Origin of the sequence: Streptomyces sp. NPDC002785, from assembly GCF_040295565.1 — a bacterium.
GTDB lineage: Bacteria > Actinomycetota > Actinomycetes > Streptomycetales > Streptomycetaceae > Streptomyces.
Genome location: NZ_JBEOVN010000011.1, coordinates 58,179 through 79,757, shown reverse-complemented (window position 1 = coordinate 79,757; position 21,579 = coordinate 58,179). Strand labels below are relative to the sequence as shown.

Sequence of the window (21,579 nt, the reverse complement as noted above, 5' to 3'; positions counted from 1 at the left end):
CGCCCACAGACAAGACGATCATGCCATCCCGACCACTACAGACCGCCGCTTTGCGGATTTCCCAACGGAGTCCTTTAGGCCAGGGAGCACGTCAACGGTAATCGTCTCTCCCTTCTTGACCTTCACCGTGGTGGTCACCGGCTGGTAGCCGTCCTTGGACACGATCACGGTGACCGGGTTGAGGCGGCTGTCGAACCACAGGGCGAAGGTGCCGTCCTTGGCCGTCCGCAGGGTGTAGCTCGTCGTCGAGGCGTTGATCTGGATGGTCGCTCCGGCCAGCGGCGCGGTGCCGCCCTTGCCGTCGGCGCCGAGCACGGTGCCGGCGTACTTGCCCCAGTCCTTCGGCGGGTTGACGTGCATCTTCACGCCGATGTCGGCGCCCGAGTACGGGGTGTCGGTCTGGACGGTCAGCGCCGCGGTGTAGTCGCCGGGCTGGGTGACCTCGGGGACCGTGGCGTCCAGGCCGACGGTGATCGTGGTGCTCGCCCCGGGCTGGAGTGTCACCTTGTCCTTGCTCGTGGACAGCCAGCTGACGTCCGAGGACTCGCCGCCCTGGTCGTAGCCGGGCAGCACCTCGACGGTGGACACCGGCGGCGTACTGCTGCCACCGGGGTTGCCGCCGACCGTGTAGAAGCCGGAGGCAGCACCTACGCGATCGTCTGACCCGCTCCACCGTTCGCCGGCAGGTTGTACGCGCCCTGCAGGTCCGTGGGGCCCAAGCCGTTCGGCGTATCGGCCATCGGCCGCAGGTCCTTGACACCCTTGATGTCGGTGCGCCGTAGCGCCATGCAGCTGAACTCGCCGTTCTTGGGCGTGCTGCAGACCTGTTCCACCCCGGGACGCGACGCGGTTGCGGCGGTGCCCTGAGTGGCTGCCGCGGCGCTGGTGGCCGCCTGGGCGACGGGAAAGCCCAGGACGGCGACGGCTGCCGCGGTTAACGCAGCCAGCCGCGCGGAGGTCTTCCGCGCGGCTGGTCTGGAACGACTCGAAAAAGTGCGCAATGTGTGACTCCCATGCTATTGAGCTGGGGTCGCCCCGTGCGCTGGTTCTCGGTCGACAGTGGATGGAATTCATCCACCGAGATAACTAATGCATCGTGGGCATGTCCTCGACAAGGGACATGTATGGACATGGCATGAACCCGCCAGCCTCAGGCGGAACGCCACAACGTGGTGGGCCGCACCCGCAAGCGGCGGAGACCATTGAGGTCGTTTTGTCGAGGGTGCGAGCGCTCCCCAAGGCCTCAATGCGGCCTGACCCCCACGCGCGGGTCGACCGGTGTGAATACTCCGAGCCGGTCCTCGATCGCCTGCGCCGCGCTCAGGCACAGGTCTTCCCGGAACGCACGCCCGACGATCTGCACTCCGGACGGCAGTCCGTCGACCACTCCGGTCGGTACGGCCACACCGGGCACACCCACGAAACTGGTCACTGTGCACAGGCGCATCGCCGAGCCGACCCGGTCCCGCCCAGCCCTGTCGCGCGACTCCAGCCCCGGCTCGACCGGTGGCTCGGTGAACACCGGGCCGAGCAACAGCGGGTATTCGTCGAGGAATTCGGCCCATGAGCGGCGGATGTTCATCCAGGTGCCCATCAGCTTCATGAACTCGTCCGCGCTCGCCGGCGGTGTCTGCTCCAGCGCCATCCCGATATAGCGGTCCCCGCCCTCTCCGAGCAGCTGCCGCACCACCGGCCAGGTCGGAGCGAACTCGGTCACGGTGATCCGGCCATACGCTTCGAGCGCCTCGTCCAGCCTCGGAACGTCCTGCACCTCCCGGACGTCGTACCCGGCCTCGCGCAGTGCCTCGGCCGCGGTCTCGATGGCCGCGAGAACTGTGGGGTGAACGCCGCGCCCACCCGGGTCCGCCACGACCGCGACCTTCACCGGCCCGGGGAGCGGTTCACCGTACGCGGGTACCGGTACGGCCCGCGGGTCGCGCGGGTCGGTCCCGGCCAGCACCTCGTACGCCAACCGGAGGTCGCCCACACTCCGCGCCAGCGGGCCGTCGGTGACCAGCATCTGGGATGCCGGGCCGGGGTCGTCCGGGCCGAGGAAGCGGTGGTCCGCGGGGAAGCGACCGGTGGTCGGCTTCAGTCCGGCCACGCCACAGAACTGGGCCGGGATGCGAACCGATCCACCGGAGTCGTTGCCGAGCCCGAGTGCTGCCATGCCCGTGGCGACGGCCACCCCGTCGCCCCCGCTGCTGCCGCCCGGGGTCCGGCCGCGGTCCCATGGGTTGACCGTGTCGCCGAAGAGCTCGCTTCGCGTGTGCATGCCCGCCAGGATCAGGGTGGGTATGTTGCTGTGCCCGATGGGGATGGCGCCGGCTGCGCGCAGCCGGGCCACCGGGGGTGCGTCGGCCGACGCCACCAGATCGCGGAAGCGCTCCGTGCCGAACGTGGTCGGCACGCCTTCGACGGCGGTGCTCTCCTTCACCGTGAACGGCACGCCCGCCAGCGGTCCCAGCGCTTCACCGGCGGCCCGCCGGCGGTCTGTCTGAGCTGCGGCTGCGCGTGCGCGCTCGGCCAGGAGCTGCGTGACCGCGTTCATCCGAGGGTTGACCTCGGCGATGCGCTCCAGGTGGCTGTCGATCAGTTCGACAGCCGAGACGTCTGCGCGGCGCACCGCCTCCGCCTGCGCGGTGGCCGGCATCTTCCACAGGGCATCCTGCATGCGCTCGTGTCCTTTCCTATCCTAACCTTGTTCCGATGCACTTGCATCGGAACTATAGCCCGGTAACCGATACGAGCGCATCGGATAAAGTGTGCTGCGGAACAGAGGACCGTGGAACCAGGGAGGCGACCAGTCGTGCCCAAGCAGGTGGATCACGCAGACCGACGTCGCCGGATCGCCGAGGCCGTCTGCCGACTCGCCGACGAACGCGGGCTGGAAGGCGTGACCCTTCGCGACGTCGCCGCCTGTGCGCAGGTGTCGATGGGCGCCGTTCAGCGATGCTTCCGTACCAAGGAAGAGATGCTGGTGTTCGCTCTCGGGCAGATCGGCGAGCGGATCAGTGAGCGTGTACAGGCCCGCCTCGTCAGGAGCCCGGCCCAGTCGGCCGGTACCGCGCTGGGGCACGCGGTCACCGAGGTCTCACTGCTCCAGGAAGGGCACCGCGCCGAGGCCAGGGTCTGGCTCGCCTTCGTTGCACAGGCGGCTGTCAGCGAGTCCCTCGCGAGGAAGCTGAAGGCGAACTACGCAGTCCTGCAAGAGGTGTTCACCCGCCTCATCTCGGAAGTCGGCGAGGGCGCCGACTTCGCCGTGCCCCTCGATCCGCAACGCGAGGCCCATGCCCTCCTCGCCCTCGCGGACGGTCTTACCGCGCACGTCCTGATCGGCCATCTCACCCCGCAAGAGGCCGAGGACGTCCTCCACGCGCACCTGCGCGGTCTCTGGGAGCGTCCGGTCCGGCCGCCTCGCACCACTTGAACGTCCCGGGCCGCCAGGACGCACTCCGGCTCACCGTCCACCGGGCCGTCGGGCACACCATGGGCCGAGCTCTGTGCAAGGACCGGCCGGTCGCCGCGCCCGCGGGCAGTCGGGGAACGGTGGTCCGTGATGCGGAGTGGGCTGGACCTTGGCGGAACGAGTTCCTGGGCGCGATCGATGCTGTGGGAGCCCTCGTGCACGTGCAGGCGAGCTTTCGTACTGGGTCACCTTCGATGCGCCGGAGTACGACAGCGACGGGGGCGGTCCGTGGCTGCGGCCGGACGCCGGCACCTGCCCTGACCGGCCTTTCTGCCGCATCTTTGGCCGGGGTGAAAGCAAGCATCAGACCGTGCCGGGCCGGCCGGTCTCCGTCGCGGCCGTGCCTGAGACCGGCCGGAGCAGTCAGAACCCCGTCCGGGCGCTGAACAACCCGGCCGGTTTCCGCTGCCATGTACCTGGACACAAGCCCGTGCCCGACACGTGCCGTCGGCGCGGCTACTCGAACCGTGCGGTGTCGCCCGCCCCTCGGCGTACGATCTCGAGCTCACCGCCGGAGAAGTCGATGACCGTGGTCGGCTCGGTGCCGCAGTCGCCCGAGTCGACCACGGCGTCCACCACGTGGTCGAGCCGTTCCTTGATCTCCCAGCCCTGTGTCAGCGGCTCGTCCTCGTCGGGCAGGAGCAAGGTGCTGGACAGCAGCGGCTCACCGAGGTCGGCGAGCAACGCCTGAGCGACGACATGGTCGGGAATCCGGACTCCGACCGTCTTTTTCTTCGGGTGCAGCAGCTGACGCGGTACCTCCTTCGTCGCCGGAAGGATGAAGGTGTAACTGCCGGGTGTCGCTGCCTTGATCGCGCGGAACACATCGTTGTCGATGTGCACGAACTGACCCAGCTGCGCGAAGTTCTGGCACACAAGGGTGAAATGGTGACGGTCGTCGAGATTCCGGATCGACCGGATCCGGCTGATGCCGTCACGGCTGCCCAGCTGGCATCCCAATGCGTAACAGGAGTCCGTCGGGTACGCGACGAGCGCGCCGGACCGGATGCTGTCGGCCACGGTGCGGATGGTGCGCGGTTGAGGATTCTCGGGGTGTACGTCGAAGTACTTCGCCATCCGCCGAGTCTAGGTGATCAGCGCATTACGCTCGGAACAGCGAGGCCTGGTCCGGATGGTGCGTCGGGTTCCGGCGCCGTCGGCTCCTGGCGGCGCCGGAACTCACTCCTTGACCGCTTTGGCCGGACTGTGTGCTGACCATCTCCGTCGAAGCCGACGGCACGGCGTACATCGAGGCACCGAAGGGCCAGGCGGCGAGGAGACAGCACACGACCCCCGTTGACGCGGAGCGGCTGTACTGCCCGATCCGAGGTCCCCGTCGGCCGGGGCGAGGTCCTGCCTCGGACCAAGCGGCCGGTACCGATCTCCAGGGGGCGGCAGCAACGTCGATACGACGGAGCCCGCACCACCAGTTCGGCTTCCGCCCTGCGCCCGGGGCGGGCCGCCCAGAGACTCCGGTGCCGGGCTTCCGTCTCGCCTCCGCCCCAGCGCATCCCTCAATCCTTCACCTGCGCGGATTCACGTTCCTGGCACAGGGCCTGATGGGCCGACCAGACGACGGACACGAGAGGCACCGCCACCACCGCGCCCAGCACCCCCGCCGCGATGGCGCCACCGATCACCGCGAGTGCGACTACCACCGGGTGCAGGCGGACGGCCCAGCTCATCACGAGCGGATGCAGAAGGTGGCCCTCGATCTGACCGATGACCACGATCAGCGCGATCACGACGGCCGCCACGATCGGGCCCTTCGCCGCCAGCGCCACCACGGCGGCGACTGCGAGCGCGACCGGTGAGCCGATCAACGGAATGAAGGCGGCGAAGAACTCCAGCAGCGCCAGGGGAAGCGCCAGCGGCACTCCGAGTGCGAACAGGGCCAGTCCGACAAGTGCTGCGTTGGTCGCCGCCACCAGGACGATGCCGCGTGTGTAGCCGGTGAACGTCCGCCACGCCGCACGGCCCGCGATCGCCACCCGGGCCCGGGCCGTCTCCGGAAGCTGTTCGCAGAACCATTCCCACTGCCTGTCGCCCGAGTGAATGAAGAAGACCGAGCAGAACAATGCGAGAACGAACACCGCCACCACCCCCACCAGTCGGCCCACGCCGCTGAGGGCCGTGCTGATGAGGGTCGAGCGATGGCTGGACAGGAACTGTCCGATCCGCGACTGGATGTCGTCGAGCGCTTTTGGGTTCAGCCGGAACGGTGGCTTCTCCAGCCAGTGCCCGATCCTGACCATGCCGTTGCCGAACTCCTGCTCCAGCCCGGCACGTTCTCCGGCGACCGCCCCGCCGATGAGGGCCAGAACGCCGAGGACGAGGACGATACTGCCGAGAAGTGCCACAGCGACAGCGAGCGGCCGTGGCATCAGGCGAGCCAGGAGATCCGCCACCGGGCGCAACATCGCGGTGCCGACCAGGCCGAGGAAGACGGCTACCGCTACCTCGTGGAACCGTCCCAGCGTTGAGAAGACGGCGTAAACGACGGCTCCCACGACAAGGATTCGCCAGGCGTAGGCAGCGGCCATCTGCAGCGTGGGGTGGACGCGTGGCTCATCCCGGGGACCAGGCGGCGTAGGTTGCGCGCCCGGGTTCCAGGTCGCAGGGCGGGGGAAGCCGCGCAGCGCCTGGCGGGACGCGGTGCGGATCCGGCGCCGTCGTGCTTCGGAGGACACGCCGGGGGCCGTGCTGTCGGGCTGCGGATGCGAAGGCCTGGGCATTCCCTGCTGGTACCAGCAGGGGCCGCGGCCTCCCGTGCTTCCGCGGCGACATGCACAGGAAGTCACCCTACGGGCGGAGCCCACAGGCCACTCGAAGCTCCGAGACGTGCCCGATCGGTGTTCCTTCATTTCACGCCGGAATGCGGCGACAGCGGAGGAACGAACCGTCCGGCACGGGCCGGAACACTGCGCAGGCAGACGTCCTTCGACGACTATCTGGCACAGCGCAGAGCCGATCCGTCGTACACCTTCCGGCAGCATCTCCGGCGGACTGGTGGCGCCATCGAGGAGGGCCGGGTCCGGCGGGGCCGCGGGGGACCGTTCTGTGTTCTGCCGCAGTTCAGGACGGGCCGGTGGCCGGACCCGGGTGACGGGGTTCCGGCCCCGGCACTGACGGGGAGAGCCGGGCGAGTGGTGACCCGGTCGGGCCCCGCATCGGGTCACATCGTGCGGTCCGCGAAGAACGGGAAAAGCGCGAGGATTTCACCGAGCGCAGCCGGGGCCAGCTGAGCGCCGTCCAGGCTGCGGCGGGCGGCCTCCAGCTGCTGGTGGGCTTCGGCCAGTGCTGCGGAGCGCCCACCGGCTTCTTCGACGAGGTCGGCTGCCCGCCGGGCGGTGGTGCCGTCGAGCGGGTCGCCGGTGCCGAGAAGCGTGGCGAGGCGCCCGGCAGCGGAGTGGTCCGTGGCCAGGGCCGCGAGGACGGGGTACGTCTTCTTCAGCCTGCGCAGATCACTGTGGACGGGCTTGCCCGTGACCTGTGGATCTCCCCAGGTCCCGAGGAGATCGTCCACGGCCTGGAATGCCACCCCGAGGTGCCGACCGGCCTGGGCGAGGGCGTCGACGGTCGTGGCAGGGGCTCCGGCCAGCACCGCACCCAGACCCGCCGCGCAGCCGAGCAGCGCGCCGGTCTTGTGCTCGGCCATCCACCGGTACTCGTGCGGCTGCACCGCTTCGGGCCCGGTCCAGGGCCGGGACTCGAAGAGCAGGTCCTCGGCCTGACCGCGCACCAGGTCGGTCAGTGTTCCGGCGAGATGCCGAACCGCTGCCGCACTGTGCACGCCGGGAGCGTCGGCCAGAGTCTGTACAGCCAGTGCGAAGAGCGCGTCCCCGGCGAGGATCGCGGGGCCGGTCCCGTACACCTTCCAGACAGTGGCACGCTGTCTGCGGGTCTCGTCGCCGTCCATGATGTCGTCGTGCAGGAGGGAGAAGACGTGGATCAGCTCGACGGCCACCGCGCCGACGACAGCATCCTGCGCAGGGGCACCGGCGGCCTCGGCGCCGAGCAGCGTGAGGGCCTGGCGCACCCCTTTGCCCTGTGAGCCGGTGACGAGGCTGCCGTCCGCCGTGTCCCACCCGAGGGAGAAGGCGGCCATCTCCGCGTGCCACGGGTGCAGACGCTGCACGGCCTGCGCAAGCGCCGGACGTACGAGGTCGCGGCAGCGGGCGAGAATCTGCGGTGCCGTGGCCCGGTGGGTTACGGGCGGTGGTGTCATCGTCGTCCGCTTTCCTCGTCCGTCTCGCCATCGACCGGTGTCACGCCGAGTTCGGCGTACGCCTTGTCCACCATGTCCCGGGCGTTGAGCAGGCCGATCCGGCTGAGGGTGCGGCGCAACTCGTCCAGATCGGCGGCGGTGTCGTTCCGGTCGCGGCCGAGCCGGGCGAGCGACTTGACGAGCCCCAGCCGGGCCAGTGCTTCACCCCGGCGTTCGGCCATGGCACGGAACTCGGCGAGCGCTTCCTCGTAGACCTGGCGCGCCTCCTCGTAACGGTGGGCGCGGAAGAGGACGTTGGCGCGCATCTTGTGGTTGTACGCGAGGGCACTGGACAACTTCATCTCACGGCAGGTGAGTTCGGCCTCCGCGAGCAGGGACAGGGCACGCTCCGGATCGTCGTCCCGCAGGGAAATGATGTCGGCCATGCCGCGCAGGGCCCACGCGCGGCCACGCCGGTCGTCCGCGTTCCCGGCCAACTGAGCCGCTTCCTCGAACATGGCCAGGGCGCTGTCGAGCGATCCGGTGTTGCGGTGGATCTGTGCGATGCCCTCCAGCGCCCACACGGTGTGGCGCGCCTCGCCGCGGGCGCGCGCCTCGGCGAGCAGCTGTTCGTGCAGGACCGCGACGGTCTGGTAGTCGCCTTGTATCCGCCCGGTCTCCGCAAGGCCGGCGAGGGAGTAGCCACGGGCGACGATGTCCCCGCCGCGTTTCCCCATGTCGGCCGCTAGCTCCAACAGCCGGAAAGCGAGCCTGAGTTCACCGCGCTGACGGGCGAGCGTCCCACCACTCCACAGTGCCCAGGCCATCGCCCCCAGGTCACCAGCCGATCGGGCAGCCCGGTAACTGGCCTTCCATGCCTGATCGGCTTCCTTTACGTTGCCGAGCCTGCGATGCGCCTCGGCCACCGCGAGCCCGCACCTCGCCACTTCCTGTTGCGATCCGCTGTGCTCTGCCTCCCTCAAGTGACGTACTCCTTCTGCCAGTACATCTGTGAGGGAGGAGTTCACCGACATCTTGGTGAGGGCGCCTTGGTACTCGGGCGCCAGTGCCTTGCTGTGCATGGGAGCCTTTCGCGCGCGGCCGGGTCGGCACAGGGTTGCTATAGACGTGATGTATACATCAAGTGCATAGTCGACTGGTGATCGGACCCGGGCACTCGTGGGGGTCGGACGTACTTGTCGCTTGCGGCGAACCGCCTTGCTGTGGATCAAGACGGCAGTGACGTGTCCGAGGTTGCTCCACGAGGAACAGAAGTCGACATCGCACGGTGAAAGCCCACGTCAGTCGCATCCCGCCTACTCTGGAGGTGGGAAAACCGCGTCGAAGCGGTGCCGGCCGCCGGGGCGCCTGGTCGGCGGATGACCCTGTCGCGTTCGGTAGCGGCAGGCAACCGCTGTGCGCTGCCCCTGGGAAACCTGGTTCCGTGGTGGGCCCGCTCCGCCCGCAGATCCAAGGAGTGATCATGAGCGAATCAGAAGAATATCGTGGTCGTGTGAGGCAGATGCGCGCCAAGGCGAAGGATCTCAAGGACGCAGCCGAGCGCGCCACCGACCCCAAGGAACGCCAACGCCTGAAGGACAAGGCCCGCAGGATCGAAGCGGAGAGCGATCAGATCAGCGGCATGGCGAGCGGGGACATCTACCCCATGGAGTAGTCGCGGCCGAATGCCCCGGCCGCTCCACCCGCGATGCCGTGGGTGCACAGTCGTCGCACGGCCCCTGAGCGCCGGCGAGTTCGTCTTCTCGTCGGGCCGGCACGATCTGCGGCTCGCACTGCCACTCGTCCTGCCAAGGGCTGTCCCGTAATCCCTGACGGGCGCACGACGACAGCTACGGCACCTTGCCGCTTTGTCGGAACGTCCGCATACATCCAGTATGCGGACGCCCCTCCGCCTTGCGATGCACCGCATCCGACGCCGCACGCTGTCCCGCCAGGACTCTGGAGCCGGTACCACCAGCCCGACCGATTCGCCGTCCTGTCTCACGCCGATCCGCCACCAACGGCCCAACAGTGCAGTGGTGATGGCGACCTGGGACGGCTCCCGTGCGGTCCTGCCGTCGTCGATGTCCCACAACGCGTTCTGCAGGACGCGACCGAGTGTCCGGCCCGTCGCCCGCTGTCGGTCCAGGCCGAGTACCTCGGCCAGCATGGCCGCGTCGTGTGCGGCGCGTGTCGATGGCAGGGGAGGAGGGGGAGAACGGAGATGGTGATGGCATGAACAGTGCTGACCTTTTGACGGACGCGTTCACTCGCGTCCAGGAGACGGTGCACTCGGCGGTCGAGGGTCTCCCGCCCGCCGACCTCCATGTCCGCCTCGACGACGGAGCGAACACGATCGCGTGGCTCGTGTGGCATCTCACGCGGATCCAGGACGACCACGTCTCGGATGCGGCAGGTATCGAGCAGGTCTGGTTCACGCGGGACTGGGCCTCCCGCTTCGACCTGCCGTTCGCGAAGGACGCCACGGGGTACGGACACAGCAGCGCAGACGTAGCGGCTGTGCAGGTGGGCTCGCCCGAACTGCTGCTCGGCTACTACGACGATGTCCATGAGCAGACGCTGGGATTCATCGACGGGCTCGACGGCAGGGCTCTGAACCGCATCGTCGACGAGGCGTGGTCGCCGCCGGTCACCCTCGGGGTCCGTCTGATCAGCGTCATTGCGGACGACCTGCAGCACGCCGGCCAGGCGGCCTTCGTACGGGGCTCGCTGGAGCGCCGGTAGTTCAACCCGGCTTGAGCGGAGGACCGTTGTGTCTTCGGGCGGCGTCGGCGTCCTCCGGCGCCCGTTCCGCCCCCTGGCCCTCCGGAGCCGAGGTCGCAGACCGCGCGGCCTCGGCGCTGGAGTGCCCCGGTGCCTCAGACCTTGAGCGCGACGCCGCTCACCGCATGGCCCTGCAGGGTGTCCGCCGGGCTCTGGTCGGGATCGGGGCGCCAGGGCGACGTCTTGACGACACCCGGTTCCACCAACTCCAGACCGTGGAAGAAGTCGGCGATCCGCTCCGGGCTGCGCAGATGGTACGTGCTGGCCGAGTTCGCGTTGTACGAGGCGACGGCCTGGTTCAGCGAGTCACTCGTGTTCGTGCCGTCGCTGAGGGCCAGATAGCTTCCCGCGGGCAGCGCGGCCACCAGCCGGTCGACCAGCGCCCACGGGTCGTCCTCATCGGGGAGCTGCCCCATGATCCCCAGCATGGTCAGCCCGACCGGCCGACTGAAGTCCAGGGTCTTTGCGGCCTCGGCGAGGATCGCGTCGGCGTCCTTGACGTCGGCGTCGATGTATGCGCACGCGCCCTCGGGAGTGCTGGTGAGCAGGGCGCGGGCATGGGTCAGAACGAGCGGGTCGTTGTCGACGTACACGATCCGGGACTCCGGCGCCACCCGCTGGGCCACCTCGTGCGTGTTGTCGGCCGTCGGCAGGCCCGTGCCTATGTCGAGGAACTGACGTATGCCCGCCTCCGCGGTCAGGTAGTGCACCGCGCGGGCGAGGAAGGCCCGTTGAAGGCGGGCGATGGCGGCGAAGTCCGGGAACGTTTTGAGGATCATGTCGCCCATTTGGTGGTCGACGGTGTAATTGTCCTTGCCGCCCAGGAGGTAGTTCCACACGCGTGCCGAATGCGGCCGGTCCGTCTGAAGCCTGTCGGCCGGTGACTGCGAAGAAGTACTCATGGCCAGATCTTGACATATGCCATCCGCACCTTCCTGAAGTATTGATCACCAGCGAGGGTCCGTAGGGGGATGCACCTCCGCCAGGAGGTGCATCCGGGATGGGTAAAGTCACGGACCGTCGGTCAACAGCTGTCCGGTGTGGTGGATATGTCGATTCCGGTTCCCGTCTCCCCACCGGGCGAGGGGCGTTGAGCAGCGCAGGTGTGTCGACTCACGATTGGTTGCGGGCCGTCGGCGTGCTCTGATGCGGGAGGACGGCATCCGTGGGGGCCGCGTACTGGGCGGCCTGGGTGCGGAACATGGAGGCGTAGCGGCCACCGGCCGCGATCAGTTCGTCGTGGGTGCCGTGCTCGGCCAGGCGACCCCTGTTCAGCACGTAGATGGTATCGGCGTGGCGGACGCCGGACATGCGGTGGGTCACCAGCACGACCGCCCGATGGGGGCCGGCGAGCTGCCGGATCCGGTCGAACGCGGCGATCTCCGCTTCGGGGTCCAGCGCCGAGGTCGGCTCGTCGACGATCAGTACGCTGTCGGCCGCGCAGGTCTTCGTGCGCCAGTGCGTGCGGGCCAGGCCGATCTTCTGCCACTCGCCACCCGAGATCTCCGAAGCGCCGCGGAACATCCGGGCCAGCAGCGTCGTCAGACCGTGGGGGAGCTTCGCGACGACCGGCGACGCTCCGGCGTACTCGACCGAACGTTCCAGTTCCTCGTCGGTGGCGGCCTGGTGGGGGCGTCCGATACGGATGTTCATCGCGGCGGTCACCGGCCACCGTTCGAAATCCTGCGTCAGCAGCGACACCCGCTCGAAGAGCTGGGCCCGGTCGAGATCGGCCTCGTCCGCACCGCCCCAGCACACGGAACCGCTCTGGGGCAGCAGCAACCCGGCGACGACCTTCATCAGTGTGCTCTTGCCCGAACCGTTCTCGCCGACGACTGCCGTCACCGACCCCATGGGGAGCGACAGGGACACCCCGTCGAGGGCGGGCTCGCCGCGGTCCGGGTAGCGGTACGTCACCTTCTCCAGTACGACTGCGCCGACTTGATCAGGAACATCCTGACCGCCGGTGGGGATGGCGCGGCGGGCCGCCTCGCCGAGGAACCGGTCATGGTCCTGGACGTAGAGACTCTCCTCGTGGAGCCGGTTGATGTTCATGACCAGGCCACCGAGGTTCGCCGAGCCTGAGCGGACCGCGACGACGGCCGTTCCCGCGACGGCGAGTTCCATGTGTCCGGACACGATCAGCCAGCCCAGGACGGCGTACGTCCCGACCATGGCGGCCCCGGACATGCCTGCGGCCACCAGTTCGGTGAGTCCCTTGCCCGTGGCGAGCCGCTTCTGTTCCGTCTCGGCGCTTTCGGCCATGTCCTTGTACCGCTCCAGCAGGAACCGGCCCACCGCGTGGATGCGCACCTCCTGAGCCGCACTGCGGGACGTGAGAAGTGCGCCGATCAGACGGCTCGCCCGTACGTGCTCGATCCAGGTCATCACCGACACGTACCGTTCCTGCGCCACCCGCATCGCGCCCCAGCCGCGGGGCGCGGCGATCAGCACCAGCATCGGCAGCAGCGCCGGGTGCAGAACGGTGAGGACGCTGCCGGTGGCGAGGAGGGAGATGGTGCCGTTCAGGGCGGCGACACAGGCGCCGATCATGCGCCGGGCGGAGGCGGCACCGTACTGCGCGACATCGATGAGCCGGCGGAACTCCGGATCCTCGATCGCCTCCAGCTCCACTGCCGCGGCGGCGGCCAGGTACTCCGTGGTGGCCAGCCGCTCCACCAGAGGCTCCAGCCGACCCGCCCGAGAGGTGGACCAGCACGCCAGGCACGCGCTGATCACCGCGATCGCCCCGGCAGCGACAATCGCGGGCAGCGCTTCGTGCAGCCGGTCCACCGGGGCCTTCGTACCGAGCAGGGCATGCATCACGGCATTGACCGCGAGCAGTCCGAATGCCGCAGCGACACCTTGTCCGATCTCACTCGCCGCGAGCGTCACCAGAGCCGGACGATCGGCTTGCCAGGCTCGCCGCAGGGTGGCGCCGACCAGCCTGGGTAATACGCGCATCGCCTCCAGCATGGTCAGGTCCAGCGTGGAGAGTTCATGCTCCGACCAGCCCGTGTCGTAGCGCAGGGGCCCGCCGAAGAGTTCCTTCTCGCTTGCGGAGACGGCCGGCTCGGCCATGCGTACCCGTCCGAAGACCTTCATGCTGCCCCCGCTTCCTGTTCCTGCATCGACACGGCGGTGAGCGGGACCGCGGGAGGGCGCGGGTCGGGCGCCGCGCCGATGCGGCGCCTTGAAGGCGGTGGGTCCGAACAGCGATTCTCGAACGCGAGGTGAAGGGTGGCACGGGTGGGGCGGGGACTCACGGTTCCTCCTTGAAGTCGACCGGACCGGACGTGTGATCGGAGAACGGGCTGCGAGCGGACTCGTCACGGGGCATGACGGACGAATCGTCGGACAAAAGTTCGACTTATGCTGGTGGGGCTTGGGGGTGCTGATGAGGAGGGCGTGATGTTGCGTTCGATTCACTCGCCGGGTGGCCTGACACCTGATCGAGGGATTGCGTTGCTGTGGCGAAGCCGCACCCCGGGCCCGCCGCGCGGCCAGTACCCACTGTTTTCCGCGCCGTCCCCGGAATACACCGCGGCTGCCTCTGCGGTCTGCGGAACGGACGGGTCCATGGAGGCTGGTGCCATGACCGGCAATAGCGAAGGCACACGATGTCGTGGCGGCATACTGCCGACATGTAGCGCCTCGCTGTACCCCCACCGGCCTCAGCCACGCTATTGGCGTGTGCCGTCGACCGGAGCAAGCGGTGGTGGCCAGGCCGAGTCACAGCCGGCTCGGGCACCGGCAGCTCAGCGGTTGGCGTCGGGGCCGGAGCCCTTGCGCGACTACGGTGCATTGCCCGCCAGGCCCGCGAAGTCTGAACGCCGGCGACGCCTGGGCCGCGGGTGGAGGCGCGCCGTCCGCGTCGCCGCCTCTTCCGTGTCATTCGTCTGCACCGTGGGACGCGACGGCGAGCAGTCGTCCGCTGAGGCTGGGACCTGACACAGGTGCGGCGCGCCGCCTCTTCGGGAGCCGACCCGGCCGGATGGGATCGCGGCACGGCGGACACGCCCTGCTGACACGCCCTGCCGAAGGAGGGAGAAGGTGTCTGCGCATGTCACACCGCACCGCGATGGCGCCGGAGGCCACCTGGGTGGCCAGGTGGGCGGGAGTTCTGCTGTGTCTCGTGGTGGCCGCCATCCATGTCGTGGACCAAGGCGGCATCACGACGACGAGAGACCCCTACTATGTCGGCGTCGCCTACCACGTCCTGGAGATCGCTGCCGTGGTCGCCGCCGTGCTGCTCCTCATCGGCCTCGTCCGACTGGGATGGCTGCTGGCAGCCGGGGTCGCCGTCGGCCCCCTGCTGGGCTACATCCTCTCCAGGGGGACGGGACTCCCCGACTACAGCGACGACATCGGCAATTGGACTGAACCGCTCGGGCTGGTCAGCCTGGCCGTCGAAGGAGCCCTGCTCCTGTTGTCGGTGCCGCTCTTCGTGCGAAGCCTGCGCCGCAGAACCTACTGAAGCTGCGCCGAGCTGCTCGTACACGCTCGCGCCCGGCCTGCGGGCGTGACCCACGACAAAGGGCCGGCCTCGGAGAAAACCCTCCCGAGCCGGCCCTTTATCCTGTGCCCCCGAAGGAGGCGGTGCCGATGGCCTCGACGCTGGTATGGGCGTGGCGGGGACAGCCTCCAGCCATGCCGAGCTTCGAGATCACACCGATAGGTACGGTCCGGAACGACCGGACGGATGTCCAGCACACGGACAACTGGGGCGCTTCCGCTTGCGCTGCCATGCCGAACGGTTGTTGTCCACAAAGACCTGGTGCTCGGCGACTGTGAGACCGAGCCGCTCGGCCGGCTCGCGGCAGATTCCTTCCTGTCGGTCCACTCCGGTCTGGTCGTCGTCGCTGGCGTGGGAGATCCGGCAGTAGATCGCCGCGGACTCTCCTGACCAGTCGGCGCGGCTGTGTGCACGCCCTCGCACCCTCGTGTTCGTCTTCGTCGCGGCGCACCGTAGGCGAGGCAGTTTTTTGTGCGCCGCGACTACTCGGGGCGGGTGTGTCGCCACCTATTGTTCCCTCACTCGGCGGCGGCGTGCCGCTCCCTCGGAGGCGACCATGGCCGGCACCGACCGCCGATCGAATCAGAAATGGAGTTGAACATGACCGAGACCAGCAACACCACCGACCTGTCCGCCCGCTGGACCGCCCGCCTCGCCGAGCTGACCGCCCGTCACTCCGGTCTCGGCAAACTGATTGCCGAGGCCGCCGTCGGCACGCCCCGCCTCCACCACAGTGCCCGCGCCACCCCCAAGGCGGGCTGACGTGACCGCGATCGCCACCGCGCTGGAGGCGGGGCTGCCGGGACTGCTGGCCGACATCGAGGAGCTGGTCCGCATCGAGTCGCCCAGCGAGGACCTGGCCGCCGTCACCGAATGCGCCCGCGTCGTCGCCGGGCTCGGCACCCGGCTGACCGGCGCGGCGCCCGAGTGGCTCGACGGCACGGGAAGGCCCGCACTGCGCTGGCGCTTCGGCTCCGGCGACCGGGTGCTGCTGCTCGGCCACTTCGACACGGTGTGGCCGGTGGGCTCCTTGGCCGGTCACCCCTTCGAGGTGGCCGGTGGCCGGCTGACCGGACCCGGATGCTTCGACATGAAGGCCGGCGTGGTGCAGCTGTTCCACGCGCTGTCGGTACTCGACGATTTGGACGGGGTAACGGTCCTGCTCACCGGTGACGAGGAGATCGGCTCCCCGACCTCCCGCCCCCTGATCGAGGCCGAAGCCCGCCGCACCCGGGCCGTACTCGTCCTGGAGGCGAGCGAGGGCGGCGCGCTGAAAACCGCGCGCAAGGGCGTCTCCGGCTACGAACTGGGCATCGCCGGTCGCGCGGCGCACGCCGGGCTCGAACCCCAGCGCGGCGTCAACACGACCACCGAATTGGCCCACCAGATCCTCGCGTTGTCCGCACTCGCCGATCCGGCGGCCGGCACCACGGTGACGCCGACCGTGGCCTCTTCCGGCACCACCCGCAACACGGTGCCCGATGCGGCCCGGCTGCTGGTCGACGTACGGGTGGAGACAGCCGCCGAACAGGACCGGGTGGACCGTGCCGCGCACGGTCTCGCACCGGTGCTCGCCGGCGCTTCGCTCAAGCTCTCCGGCGGCCCGGACCGGCCGCCGTTGCAGGCGAGCGCGTCGGCGGAGCTGTTCGAGCTCGCCCGAAGCTGCTACGCGGAGCTGGGCTTCGGCCCACTGCGCGGCGTGGCGGTCGGTGGCGCCTCCGACGGAAACCTCACTGCCGGAGCGGGCACGCCCACGCTCGACGGCCTCGGGGCCGTGGGCGGCGGGGCGCACGCGGACGACGAGCATGTGATCGTCGCCGAACTGCCCCGACGCGCGGCGCTGGTGGCCTCCCTGGTGGCCTCGCTCGTACGCGAGCCGCTGGGCGCAGTGGACGGGGCGAGAGCGTGAACGGTACGCAGGCGGCTGCCGCGGCGGCCGCCGCTGAACTGGCCGCGCACCGTGCGGGCGTGGCCGTCTCGGAGCTGCACGAGCTGGACGAGATGCTGGAAGCCTGCCGGGTCCTGGACCGGGTCTGGCGGCCCGATCCGGGCAACCCGCTGATCACCCCGGAGCTGTTGCGGGTCCTCGCCCACTGCGGCAGTTATGTCGTCGGTGTCCACCAGGACGGCCGGATGGTCGGCTTCTGCCTGGGCTTCCTGGCGACCGCCGGACTCCACTCGTACATTGCCGGGGTGGACGACAGCGTCCGGGGCCGCAGTGTCGGCTTCGCCGTCAAACAGCACCAGCGGGCCTGGGCCCTGGCCCGTGGCATTACCACGGTCACCTGGACCTTCGACCCGTTGATCAGCCGCAACGCCTACTTCAACCTGGCCAAACTGGGGGCGGCGCCGAGCGAGTACCTGGCCGACTTCTACGGCGCGATGCAGGACGAGGTCAATGCCGGGACCGAGACGGACCGGCTGATGGTCAGCTGGGAGCTGACCGGTGAACACGCCGTCAGATCCGCTGCGGATACACCTCCTACCGTCACGGTCGACAGCGCGGGTGCGCACGCCGTGGTGGGCCTGGACGCCAAGCCCGACGGCGCTCCCGCCGTCGGGCGCCGGGACGGCGACACCGTCCTGGTCCGGATCCCCACGGAGATCGAGATGCTGCGCCGCACCGATCCGTCCCTGGCCCGCGCATGGCGGTACGCGCTGCGTGAGGTGCTCGGCGGCCTGATGGCCGAGGGGCACACCGTCACCGGATTCACCCGGGACGGCTGGTACGTGATCGACAAACGTCAGGAGAGGCAGGCATGAAGCTCGTCGGTGTGGAACTGCGCCGGATCGCGATGCCGCTGGTCGCCCCCTTCCGAACCTCCTTCGCCACGATGACCACCCGGGAGATCCTGCTGGTCAGGATCGAGACCGAGCACCATGAGGGTTACGGCGAATGCGTCGCCATGGCCGGTCCGCTGTACTCCTCGGAGTACACGACAGCCGCGGCGGACGTGCTGCGCAGCCATCTCGTGCCTGCACTCGCCGCCCTGCCGACGCTCGACCCCTGGGCGGTCGCCCCGGCACTGGCCGCGTTCAAGGGGCACCGGATGGCCAAGGCCGCACTGGAGACCGCGGTGCTGGACGCCTGGCTGCGCGCCCATGAACTGTCGATGGGGCAGTGGCTGGGAGCAACGGCCCAACGCGTGCCGGCCGGGGTGTCGGTCGGCATCATGGACTCGATCCCGGCACTCCTCGACACCGTCGACGGCTATCTGGCCGAGGGCTATCTGCGGATCAAGCTGAAGATCGAGCCGGGCTGGGACGTGGAACCCGTGCGCGCGGTCCGGGAACGCTTCGGCGACGGCGTGCTGCTCCAGGTGGACGCCAATACCGCCTACACCCTCGCCGACGCTCCGCAGCTGGCCCGGCTCGACCCGTACGGGCTGCTGTTGATCGAACAGCCCCTGGACGAGGAGGACGTCCGGGGCCACGCGACACTGGCCGGGCGGGTACGCACCCCGATCTGTCTGGACGAGTCCATCGTCTCCGCCCGCTCGGCGGCCGACGCGATCGCGATGGGCGCCTGCTCGGTCGTCAACATCAAGCCGGGGCGGGTCGGCGGCTATCTGGAGGCCCGGCGGATCCATGACGTGTGCGCCGCGCACAGCGTCCCGGTCTGGTGCGGAGGGATGCTGGAGACCGGCCTCGGCCGGGCCGCGAACGTCGCCCTGGCCGCTCTGCCCGGCTTCACCCTGCCCGGCGACACCTCCGCCTCCGACCGGTACTACCGGACCGACATCACCGAACCGTTCGTGCTGAAGGACGGCCATCTCGACGTGCCCCGCGCACCGGGGCTCGGACTCTCCCCGATCCCGGAGCAGTTGGCCGAAGTGACCGAGTCGACAGAATGGATCAGCCGATGACCACCGTGCGAGCCGGCGCCACCGAGGCCCGGATCCGCTCGGCGTCCGGGCGGACCGGGTGATCGGACAGGTGGCACGACTCGCCGTGGACGGACTCCGATCAACTACCGTGTGACGATGACGGAGCAGCCACGAGCCGTGCTCGGCCGGATCCTCAACGATCTGGGATCGACGTTGATCGAGGTGGTGGCCGGGGAGGCGGACCCGGCCCGCGCCGTCAGCGGAGTGCTGATCCAGGACCCGCTGGACGAACCGGCCAGGCTGCCGGGTGCGGTGGTGCTCGGCGTCGGGGTGTACGGCGCCGAGCCGGTCGCCGCCCTGGTCGACCGGGCCGCCGGGCTCGGCGCGGCGGCCGTGGTGGTGCGGTCCCCGGTCCCGGTGGACGGGCCGGTGTCGGAGGCGGCCGCGCGCACCGGCCTGACCGTGCTCGGCCTCACCCCCGGAGCGCCCTGGGCCCAGGTGGTCGTGCTGCTGCGGTCGCTGCTCGCCGTCGACGAACTGGGGACGGTGGGCGGCCCCGATGAGGCCGACGGCGCGGAGCCGCTCGCCGGTGACCTCTTCGCGCTGGCCAACGCGACGGCCGGGCTGCTGGACGGCCCGGTCACCGTGGAGGACCGCGGCGGGCGGGTGCTTGCCTTCTCCAGCAGGCAGGACGAGGGCGACGACGACAGGATCGCGACCATCCTCGACCGCCAGGTGCCTGCCGAGAAGCTGCGCGCCCTGGAGCAACTCGGCGCCTTCCAGGCCCTCTACCGCAAAGAGGATCCCGTCTATGTGGCCGGTATCTCCGACAAGCCCCGGGTCGCGATCGCCGTCCGCGCGGGCGGCGAGATCCTCGGATCGATCTGGGGCGTGGTCGACGGACCGCTGAGCGAGGACCGTACGCAGGCCCTGCAGGAGGCGGCGAAGGTGGCCGCCCTGCATCTGCTGCGCCACCGCACGGGCGAGGACGTCGAACGCCGGCTGCGTGCGGATCTGCTCGCCACGGTCCTGGAGGGCGGCACGCACGCACCGCAGGCCGCCGTACGGCTGGGCCTGTCCGCGCAGCCCGCCTGCGTACTGGCACTCGCGGTGACGGGCGAGCCATCGGCGCCCGACCGGGTGGCCGCGGGCCACCGCATCGCGGAGGCCCTCGCCCTGCACCTGGCCGCGATCCATCCCCGTACAGCCGCGGCCTCACTCGGGGGCGTCACCTACGCGGTGCTGCCCACGAGTTCGGACGAGCACGCGCTACGGGTGGCCGAGAGGTTCCTCGGCCGCATCAGCAACCGTGTCCCCGCCGTCATGGGCATCGGCCGGCTCGCCGCCCGCCCGGTCGAGCTGCGGCGCTCCCGTGCCGACGCGGACCGGGCGCTGCGCGTCCTCGGCTCCGGCCGCTCGCAGCGGCGTGCCGCACGGCTGTCGGACGTCTACGCCGCCTCGCTGCTGGAGGAGCTGACGGACCGGATCGCCGCCGAGGACGATCTTCCCGACGGCCCGGTCATCCGGCTGCGCGCCTACGACGCCCAGCACAACACCGCCCTCACGGACACCCTGGACGCCTGGCTGAGCACCTTCGGCGACGTGACCACCGCCGCCGCCGCCGTACACATCCACCCCAACACCTTCCGCTACCGCCTCAAGCGGCTGGCCGTGGTGGCAGGCATCGATCTCGACGACCCCGAGGCAAGATTCGAAGCGATGCTGCAACTGCGGCTGAACCCGCCGCGCCCCTGACGCCGGCCCCACTGCCGCCATGACACGCGGATCCGCCCGCCCGGCGCCGGGCGGGCGGAATGATGCAAGAGTTCTCAAAGCAGCGGGACGCACCGATGCCCGCATGTCCGCGTGTCTGCGTAACCGAATGTCGACGATGGGACAGATGCCATGCCTCTCAAGGGTGAGTACGAGCCGAGCCCCGCGCAGTGGGTCCGCGATCAGGTCGAGCTGTTCGAGAGCTCCGGCGGGACGGAGGGCACCACCATGCGGGGTCTGCCGGTCATCATCCTGACCACCCGCGGGGCCAAGAGCAGCAAGATCCGCAAGACCCCGCTCATGCGGGTCGAGCACAACGGCGCGTACGCCGTGGTCGGCTCGCAGGGCGGTGCTCCCAAGCACCCCGTCTGGTACCACAACATCGTGGCCGACCCCAGGGTGGAACTGCAGGACGGCCCGGTCCGACAGGACATGAACGCCCGTGAGGTCACCGGCGACGAGAAGGCGGTGTGGTGGCAGCGCGCGGTCGAGGCGTTCCCCGACTACGCCGACTACCAGCTCAAGACCGACCGGCAGATCCCGGTCTTCGTCCTGGAACCGGCAGCCGAGCAGCACTGACGACCGTCCGGGGAGGCGCGGGCCGGACACCCGCCACGCCTCCCCGGACGCGGCCTCTGTACGGCCGAACCGGGCGGTAGACGCGGCGGGTACCCCCCCCATACGCGGCGCCTCGTGCCGCCCGTCCCGCCGGTGCCGCGAGCGCGGCCCGCGGTCATCCGGCGGATGCGGTGGGTGCTCCCGTGGTTTCCGTCGCAGGGTTGCCGTTGCGGGTCGCTGCCCACACGAGGAGCGCGAGTGCGCTGATCGCGGTTCCGAGGATGCACACCGCGCCCCATCCGGCCATGGTGTAGACGGTCGTCGAGGCGAGGGCCCCCGCGGCGCTGCCGACGGAGCGCTGGAGGTCCACTCGGCCGACGGGCGGCAGCTCGGTCCGGACGACATCACGGTGAAGAAGGTCGAACGGCCCGGGGCACCGACAACA

Annotated in this window: 20 protein-coding genes and 2 pseudogenes; 11 read left to right on the top strand and 11 right to left on the bottom strand. The window is 69.8% G+C overall.

Annotated elements, in window-relative coordinates; genetic code table 11:
* Positions 1-18: 18 nt before the first annotated feature.
* The 3 genes from ABTZ94_RS05465 to ABTZ94_RS05455 form a co-directional block, all read right to left on the bottom strand.
* Complete coding sequence (locus ABTZ94_RS05465; protein ID WP_351197731.1) at positions 19-588, bottom strand: carboxypeptidase regulatory-like domain-containing protein; 570 nt, start codon at positions 586-588, stop codon at positions 19-21.
* A 59-nt stretch (positions 589-647) separates the two neighbouring features.
* Positions 648-1,001 (bottom strand): hypothetical protein, encoded by a 354-nt coding sequence (locus ABTZ94_RS05460; protein WP_351197729.1) that lies wholly within the window; start codon positions 999-1,001, stop codon positions 648-650.
* A gap of 242 nt (positions 1,002-1,243) precedes the next feature.
* Positions 1,244-2,674, bottom strand: coding sequence for an amidase (locus tag ABTZ94_RS05455; protein WP_351197727.1), 1,431 nt, complete (start codon positions 2,672-2,674; stop codon positions 1,244-1,246).
* A gap of 135 nt (positions 2,675-2,809) precedes the next feature.
* Between ABTZ94_RS05455 and ABTZ94_RS05450 the strand changes: the two genes are divergently transcribed.
* Positions 2,810-3,430, top strand: a complete 621-nt coding sequence (locus tag ABTZ94_RS05450) for a TetR/AcrR family transcriptional regulator (protein WP_351197725.1) — start codon at positions 2,810-2,812, stop codon at positions 3,428-3,430.
* A gap of 495 nt (positions 3,431-3,925) precedes the next feature.
* Here ABTZ94_RS05450 and ABTZ94_RS05445 read toward each other — a convergent pair whose 3' ends face one another.
* Positions 3,926-4,546: an L-threonylcarbamoyladenylate synthase gene (locus ABTZ94_RS05445; protein WP_351197723.1), complete on the bottom strand. Its 621-nt coding sequence runs from the start codon at positions 4,544-4,546 to the stop codon at positions 3,926-3,928.
* A 437-nt stretch (positions 4,547-4,983) separates the two neighbouring features.
* Positions 4,984-6,012: an AI-2E family transporter gene (locus tag ABTZ94_RS05435; RefSeq protein ID WP_351197721.1), complete on the bottom strand. Its 1,029-nt coding sequence runs from the start codon at positions 6,010-6,012 to the stop codon at positions 4,984-4,986.
* Between the two features lie 357 nt (positions 6,013-6,369).
* Here ABTZ94_RS05435 and ABTZ94_RS05430 point away from each other — a divergent pair.
* Positions 6,370-6,495, top strand: a pseudogene (locus ABTZ94_RS05430) (RraA family protein); the annotation flags it as partial.
* Between the two features lie 149 nt (positions 6,496-6,644).
* Here ABTZ94_RS05430 and ABTZ94_RS05425 read toward each other — a convergent pair.
* The gene (locus ABTZ94_RS05425; RefSeq protein WP_351197719.1) at positions 6,645-7,697 is read right to left on the bottom strand and encodes a polyprenyl synthetase family protein; all 1,053 of its coding nucleotides are present in this window, start codon (positions 7,695-7,697) and stop codon (positions 6,645-6,647) included.
* Positions 7,694-8,758 carry a tetratricopeptide repeat protein gene (locus tag ABTZ94_RS05420; RefSeq protein ID WP_351197717.1) on the bottom strand — a complete coding sequence of 355 codons (1,065 nt, stop codon included), beginning with the start codon at positions 8,756-8,758 and terminating at the stop codon, positions 7,694-7,696. Before ABTZ94_RS05420 ends, ABTZ94_RS05425 begins: the two co-directional genes overlap by 4 nt.
* A gap of 401 nt (positions 8,759-9,159) precedes the next feature.
* On the opposite strand from ABTZ94_RS05420, the gene ABTZ94_RS05415 reads away from it, so the two are divergent.
* Positions 9,160-9,351 (top strand): DUF6381 family protein, encoded by a 192-nt coding sequence (locus ABTZ94_RS05415; RefSeq protein WP_351197745.1) that lies wholly within the window; start codon positions 9,160-9,162, stop codon positions 9,349-9,351.
* 351 nt (positions 9,352-9,702) lie between these two features.
* Here the strand turns inward: ABTZ94_RS05415 and ABTZ94_RS05410 are convergent.
* Positions 9,703-9,846, bottom strand: a pseudogene (locus ABTZ94_RS05410) (hydroxyurea phosphotransferase); the annotation flags it as partial.
* Positions 9,847-9,911: 65 nt separating this feature from the next.
* Here ABTZ94_RS05410 and ABTZ94_RS05405 point away from each other — a divergent pair.
* Positions 9,912-10,421 carry a mycothiol transferase gene (locus tag ABTZ94_RS05405; protein WP_351197715.1) on the top strand — a complete coding sequence of 170 codons (510 nt, stop codon included), beginning with the start codon at positions 9,912-9,914 and terminating at the stop codon, positions 10,419-10,421.
* A gap of 134 nt (positions 10,422-10,555) precedes the next feature.
* Here ABTZ94_RS05405 and ABTZ94_RS05400 read toward each other — a convergent pair whose 3' ends face one another.
* Both ABTZ94_RS05400 and ABTZ94_RS05395 read right to left on the bottom strand, forming a co-directional pair.
* Positions 10,556-11,362 carry an SAM-dependent methyltransferase gene (locus tag ABTZ94_RS05400; RefSeq protein ID WP_351197713.1) on the bottom strand — a complete coding sequence of 269 codons (807 nt, stop codon included), beginning with the start codon at positions 11,360-11,362 and terminating at the stop codon, positions 10,556-10,558.
* A gap of 211 nt (positions 11,363-11,573) precedes the next feature.
* Positions 11,574-13,565, bottom strand: a complete 1,992-nt coding sequence (locus tag ABTZ94_RS05395) for an ABC transporter ATP-binding protein (protein WP_351197711.1) — start codon at positions 13,563-13,565, stop codon at positions 11,574-11,576.
* A 958-nt stretch (positions 13,566-14,523) separates the two neighbouring features.
* Here ABTZ94_RS05395 and ABTZ94_RS05390 point away from each other — a divergent pair.
* The 7 genes from ABTZ94_RS05390 (at position 14,524) to ABTZ94_RS05360 (ending at position 21,155) form a co-directional block, all read left to right on the top strand.
* The gene (locus ABTZ94_RS05390; protein ID WP_351197709.1) at positions 14,524-14,937 is read left to right on the top strand and encodes a hypothetical protein; all 414 of its coding nucleotides are present in this window, start codon (positions 14,524-14,526) and stop codon (positions 14,935-14,937) included.
* A 639-nt stretch (positions 14,938-15,576) separates the two neighbouring features.
* Positions 15,577-15,738: a hypothetical protein gene (locus ABTZ94_RS05385; RefSeq protein ID WP_351197707.1), complete on the top strand. Its 162-nt coding sequence runs from the start codon at positions 15,577-15,579 to the stop codon at positions 15,736-15,738.
* Between the two features lies 1 nt (position 15,739).
* On the top strand, positions 15,740-16,885 hold the full coding sequence (locus ABTZ94_RS05380) for a M20 family metallopeptidase (RefSeq protein WP_351197705.1): 1,146 nt from the start codon (positions 15,740-15,742) through the stop codon (positions 16,883-16,885).
* Positions 16,882-17,739: a GNAT family N-acetyltransferase gene (locus tag ABTZ94_RS05375; RefSeq protein WP_351197703.1), complete on the top strand. Its 858-nt coding sequence runs from the start codon at positions 16,882-16,884 to the stop codon at positions 17,737-17,739. Before ABTZ94_RS05380 ends, ABTZ94_RS05375 begins: the two co-directional genes overlap by 4 nt.
* Complete coding sequence (gene menC, locus ABTZ94_RS05370; RefSeq protein WP_351197701.1) at positions 17,736-18,842, top strand: o-succinylbenzoate synthase; 1,107 nt, start codon at positions 17,736-17,738, stop codon at positions 18,840-18,842. Before ABTZ94_RS05375 ends, menC begins: the two co-directional genes overlap by 4 nt.
* 117 nt (positions 18,843-18,959) lie before the next feature.
* On the top strand, positions 18,960-20,558 hold the full coding sequence (locus ABTZ94_RS05365) for a PucR family transcriptional regulator (RefSeq protein WP_351197699.1): 1,599 nt from the start codon (positions 18,960-18,962) through the stop codon (positions 20,556-20,558).
* Positions 20,559-20,708: 150 nt separating this feature from the next.
* On the top strand, positions 20,709-21,155 hold the full coding sequence (locus ABTZ94_RS05360; RefSeq protein ID WP_351197697.1) for a nitroreductase family deazaflavin-dependent oxidoreductase: 447 nt from the start codon (positions 20,709-20,711) through the stop codon (positions 21,153-21,155).
* A gap of 154 nt (positions 21,156-21,309) precedes the next feature.
* Here the strand turns inward: ABTZ94_RS05360 and ABTZ94_RS05355 are convergent, their stop codons facing one another.
* Entirely contained in the window at positions 21,310-21,504 is a 195-nt protein-coding gene (locus ABTZ94_RS05355; protein ID WP_351197695.1) for a hypothetical protein, read from the bottom strand.
* Positions 21,505-21,579 lie beyond the last annotated feature (75 nt).